This is a genomic window from Bradyrhizobium sp. 23 (assembly GCF_023073295.1).
GTDB classification, from domain to species: Bacteria; Pseudomonadota; Alphaproteobacteria; order Rhizobiales; family Xanthobacteraceae; genus Bradyrhizobium; species Bradyrhizobium canariense_D.
In genome coordinates, this window is the sequence record NZ_JADPJF010000083.1 from 1 (window position 1) to 5,083 (window position 5,083).

The window sequence follows — 5,083 nt, forward strand, 5'->3', positions numbered from 1 at the left end:
TGGCCAAGTGGAAGCTCAGATCACCAAGCTCAAGCTGGTCAAACGGCAAATGTACGGGCGCGCTAAGCTCGATCTCCTTCAGGCAAGGCTGATTGGCGCGCCATAAAAACAATCACGATCATCGAATATGCGTCAGAGCCCTTATTCCATGCCGAAACACACAGGAGCTGAACTGCAACACGATGGCCAGTCCGCGCGGAGTCCTGAACCTCTTCATTCCGACGTTCAGCGCGATTCCTACGCTCGCCGCGCCAACGCCATGCGCCTTGCCGGAATTGATGCTGCGTTCGTCGATCGCGAGCAGGCGCGCTCCATGCTCCCCGTTTCTCGACTTCGAGACAAGCCGGTTTCGCAATCCAAGGTGGGCTGCTGCAGGGGCGCGGCGGCACAATGCGTCATGATGCCGTCCCTGGGGCTACGCGCGCGCTGCCGACTTGCGCGGCGCTGACATCGTGCAGAACTGCGACATGACTGGCATCAATGTCGTCGGTGGATGCGCAATCCGTGTCCAGACCACGCGCGGTCCAATCAAGGCAAAAAAGATCGCGCTTGCCGTCGCCGGGAATTCCTCTCGCCTCGCCGCGATGGCGGGAATGTAAGACACCTAAGTAGTGAATTCCGTTGGGGACGTCATCGGGGAAGCAAACACCACGGCCGGCATGATTTACCGTTTACTCGCGGGCCGGTATGGTAGCGAGCCAGTTTGGCTGAAACTGGTCAGCCAGCATTTGCTCGTCCACAACTCTTTGCGCCACCTTCGCTGACCAACTGAAAGTTGTTGCCGCAGTTGGTCGGACGCTGCCGCTTGGCATAATTATTTGCGACTGAGCGGAGGATATACTCTCTCGAAGTTCGAACGACTCAGTATTCGCGCCCGGCCTTGTGACGCAGCCAAGCCATCCGAGACATGGCGCCAATTCCGCGGAACGGCTCCGGCGGCAGCCAATTGGGTCCGACCTGCCTCAGGCGGTCTGTCAAGAGCTGAGACTGTGAACGGCAAGCCAGCTCCGCGAGCAACTTGCCATTAATAGTACCTCTCACCACGCCCGTGGCGTTGCAGCCGACGGCGCCGAAGACGTTGGGCCGCGCTTCTCCAAAGAAGAAGCCACCGTTCCCGGTAAACGCCATCGACCCGCCCCAGACATACTCAAACGCGTGCGAGTTCATGCGAGGGTAACGGTTGCGGTATAGACGGGTAAGCTCGTTGCGTACGGTCTTCGGATCCGTCTCCCTGCCGTATGACGACATACTTCGGACCAAAAAGCGGTCTTTCAGCTTGCGCATTGTCATGCCCATGCTGTCGATAGGAGTCATCCCCCAAATCGGCGCGGCGCCTAGCTTGGCGAGCTCCCTCCCGTCTAGGGGAGGCGTGAGTGCGGCATACGTTAGGATGGTAACGGTTCGATCAGGGAGCATACCAAGATCCCGGGCCTGCGCATTGTTGGCGATGAACAGTCGGTCAGCCGTGAAGGTGCCCTTAGTGCTTTGGACCTGAAAGGGTCCGGTACCTTCCACGCGCGTCACTAGGGTTCTCTCAAGTAGCGTCACGTTTGCCGGCAGGCTTGCTGCCAGCCCGCGAATTAGGGCGGCAGGTTGAACGAGTGCACGAGGGCGGAAATCGAATGCCGTCGTGTAGTAGTCAGTCCCGAGCCCGGCCACACGATCCTCGTCGCTCAGAACCCTGCAGGTAAAGCCCCATGTGCGCAGTGACTGCAGCCAGTTTCTAGCGTCGACAGCGCCTTTAGGCGTCGCCGCAGCACTGATGCGCAGCGACTCCTCGTCCCAGTCGCAATCGATGTTGTGCTCCTGGATCAAGGAGCGAAGCCACTCCTGGCCGGCCAGAGAGATGCGAAGTTTGCGGAGGGCGTCATCTTCTGCAGAACCGTAAGCGTTCGCCATCGGCTTCGATGGGACGACCGACACGAAACCAGAATTGCGCCCGGACGGTCCTTCGCCAATCTCTGACGCCTCTAGCACGAGCACCTCCTTGGCAGGCTCTAGTTCCGCGCTGCGGCGGGCCGCTGCCAGCCCGGTGTACCCCGCCCCGATCACGATCGAAGCGAAGCGGGTTTTCGCCGGCTTCTGATCGCACGGTACACGTGGAGGCAGCAGAGCATTCCATCCGCTACGGGTATTATACTGAGTCAAATGCTTGATGTTTAACATCTTAGGCTCCGGCCGATAAAGCCGCAGTGCCGTCGGCTGCGGGATTCATGAAGTAGTAGTTCGGGCGTGGGCATTCGGCCTTTACATAGCGCCCGCCCTCATACCAGCAAGCTCGCCGGCACAGTCGCATCCGAGAAGGCGGCGATGACCGCGTCGGCGGCGTGTCAATTGTGGGAAGCCATTGTTGCGGCCGCAGCTATGCGCGCGTTCTTTCCACCAAGAATGGGACATGCTGAAACCGCGCCTTGTCGACACCCGTTGTGGGTCGTGATTCAATCATCCACACAGCATATCAAGCTGTTGAGGTAGACTTTCCGCAATATCAGCGCGACCTCCGCTTATTTTATGCACGGGCGAACCCGATTCGCGCGTTGACGATGAACCGGTCTGCCGTGCTCGAGGATGACGTGGGCACCCGGAATCCTCCCCACTTGCTCCTGGTGAGCGACCCGTCCTATGCCGCCTGAAGCGTACAACCGCGCCTGCTACCGATCGGGAGCTTGATCTTGAAGCCGATTCGAGAACTGCCTACCACGCATTACGGTTTGATTGTCGACAGCTACATGAACTTCCAATTCGCCATGATTAGAGGCGGTCGAGAGCGGCACGAGCGACCTGAAGCCCGGATCTCCCATGATCCAGGTGAAGATCTATGATGCGCAACGGGAGTAGGAGCTGAAGTTATTCTGATCGCTGGTGGGCTGGTCGAGGGTGGCGGCACCTTGCTGCCGCTCCTGCTTTACAATACGTCCGCCCACATTGAAGTGATCTCCAGTCTGCCGGCGGCGAACCGACGCTGGCTGGCGATTGCTATTGCTTAGCCGCGGCGAAGTAGCGTCAGCAACCACCTTCGATGGGAAATTGCTTCGGCGGATCCGCCGAATCTTAGAATATTCGCCGATTATGCAGAAATCGAGCGTTCCTATCCTGATCGAGTTCTTTGCCGGACTTTGCGCTGAGAAGAGCTCGGGGAAGCGCGCTAGGACCTTGCATGACCGTTGTTAGCGTCGAAATTCCCGATCTCGAATCATTGAAATGCACTGATGAGAGCAGCGATTGCCTTTGCACGCGAAAAAAGGGGGACGCGCCCCAGTTTGGCCCCCAGTCGTATGGTGAAAAGCCCGAAAAGGGCAACTGATAAGGAACCGATGACAAGAACGTACATTCATCGCGCGCTCTAGGCTCGCGAGAACGTCTTCATCTTGACCAGCAAGGACCTAGTAGTCAATTTGCTTAGACGTTCGGCGGCGCTTTTGGGGACAATCGTGCATTCTTGCTGTTCTCGCATCGCTGCAGACGTGCGCTTTGGAGTACTGGGATTTCGACGGCTCGGCAGACGGAAGCTCTGGCCACTCGCCGGGTTGGGAGCATGTCAGTTTGGATACGCAGCCTATCACTACTTTGGCAGCTGCCAAAGTAGTGCTATGACCGGTTGACCGAGTTTGCTCGACCGCAGGTGAACCGCCCCGGGTTTGCCGGAGGCTATTTGGTTTAAGTTATGCCGCCATGGCCGGTTGTTCCAGCATGGTGTAGTAGCGTTGCTCGGCTTCGGCTGGCGGGATGTTGCCGATGGGCTCCAGGAGCCGTCGGTTGTTGAACCAGTCCACCCATTCCAGGGTCGCGAACTCGACGGCCTCGAAGCTGCGCCATGGCCCGCGCCGATGGATCACCTCGGCCTTGTAGAGGCCGTTGATGGTTTCGGCGAGAGCGTTGTCATAGGAATCTCCGACACTACCAACGGAAGGCTCGACGCCAGCTTCAGCCAAGCGCTCGGTGTACTTGATAGAGACGTATTGGCTACCCTTATCGCTATGATGCACGAGCCCGCCGCGGTGGACCGGTCGGCGATCGTGCAGGGCCTGCTCCAGCGCATCGAGCACGAAGCTGGCGTGCGCCGTGCGCGAGGCCCGCCAGCCCACGATCCTGCGGGCATAGGCGTCGATCACAAAGGCGACGTAGACGAATCCGCTCCAGGTCGCGACATAGGTGAAGTCGGAGAGCCAAAGGACGTTCGGCCTTGGCGCCCTGAACTGGCGGTTGACGTGATCCAGCGGGCATGGCGCGGCCTTGTCTCTGATCGTGGTCTTAACCGGTTTGCCGCGGATAACCCCCTGCAAACCCATGTCCTGCCATCAATCGCGACACCGTGCAACGAGCAACATCGAAGCCTTCTCGCTTGAGCTGCCGCCACACCTTGCGCGCGCCGTAGACGGAGAAGTTCTCATCGAAGACGCGCCGAACCTCGATCTTCAGCGCGGCGTCCTGCCTGGCGCTCGTCGACAGCTTGGCGGGATCGCGCCGCTTGGCCACATGGGCATGGTAGGTCGAGGGGGCGATCGGCAAGACCTTGCAGATCGGCTCGACCCCATGCGCCCCACGATGATCGTCGATGAAGGCGATCATGGCTTGGACCGGCGGTCGAGCTCCGCCATCGCAAAATAAGCGCTTGCCTTGCGCAGGATCTCGTTGGCCTGCCGCAGCTCACGGTTCTCCCGTTCCAGGGCCTTCAGCTTCTCGGCCATCTCAGTCGGGACACCGGCCCGCTGCCCGCTGTCGATCTCGGCCTTCTTCATCCAGTCATGCAGCGTCTGCGGCGTGCAGCCGATCTTGGCCGCAATCGAGGTCACTGCCGCCCAGCGCGACGGGTGCTCGCCGGCGTGATCCAGAACCATCCGAACCGCACGGTCGCGGATTTCAGGCGAAAACTTGTTCGTGGTCTTGCTTGTCATGGCTCCATCCTCTCAGGAGTTGGAGCCTCCGGCAAACCCGGGGCGGTTCACAGGGTCCGTGGACGGTTGTGCATTGCTGGAGCCATTTATGTCAACCGGCGTCCGAACGGCCCGGGCTGCAAGATCTTTCTCTGGTTGAACAAGGGATGACGGTGCGGTCATATGTTCGGCCTGTGAACGCGGCGCCT

1 protein-coding gene, 2 pseudogenes and 1 other annotated feature are annotated in these 5,083 nt (G+C 59.6%); of the genes and pseudogenes, 1 reads left to right on the forward strand and 2 read right to left on the reverse strand.

What is annotated here, in order from left to right; translation table 11 throughout:
• Nucleotides 1-161 precede the first annotated feature (161 nt).
• Nucleotides 162-587, forward strand: a pseudogene (locus tag IVB32_RS43060) (FAD-dependent oxidoreductase); the annotation flags it as partial.
• Nucleotides 588-861: 274 nt separating this feature from the next.
• Here the strand turns inward: IVB32_RS43060 and IVB32_RS20610 are convergent.
• Together IVB32_RS20610 and IVB32_RS20615 are read right to left on the reverse strand one after the other, a co-directional pair.
• Entirely contained in the window at nucleotides 862-2,166 is a 1,305-nt protein-coding gene (locus IVB32_RS20610; RefSeq protein WP_247411250.1) for an FAD-binding oxidoreductase, read from the reverse strand.
• Nucleotides 2,167-3,662: 1,496 nt separating this feature from the next.
• Nucleotides 3,663-4,895, reverse strand: a pseudogene (locus IVB32_RS20615) (IS3 family transposase).
• Nucleotides 4,495-4,611, reverse strand: a sequence feature (AL1L pseudoknot). Its footprint overlaps the pseudogene before it by 117 nt.
• Nucleotides 4,896-5,083 lie beyond the last annotated feature (188 nt).